Source organism: Paenibacillus sp. GQ49, assembly GCF_059759055.1.
On the sequence record NZ_JCAXEL010000068.1, the window covers coordinates 1 to 232 of the forward strand.

Here is a 232-nt window from a genome sequence, read left to right on the forward strand (position 1 = left end):
CCCGCAGGGAAATGGGGCGCTGTGCGCCTATGTTGTAGCCGAAGGTGAAACAGTGTGGACAGCTGCTACTGTTCGGGACTGGCTGGAAGCGGAACTGCCGGATTATATGATCCCGGCCTATGTGGTGCAACTGGATCAGCTGCCGCTGACGTCCCATGGCAAGCTGGACCGCAAGGCGTTGCCAGAGCCGGACCACCATCTGCCTGCCGGGCCGGAGACGGAAGCACCGCGC

The 232-nt window shown here is 62.9% G+C and carries 1 protein-coding gene; it reads left to right on the plus strand.

Going from position 1 to position 232, the window contains the following annotated elements; translation table 11 throughout:
* Positions 1 to 232 (plus strand): AMP-binding enzyme (locus tag AC6CIF_RS31985; protein WP_498202762.1); only part of this gene is annotated, 232 nt, incomplete at both ends.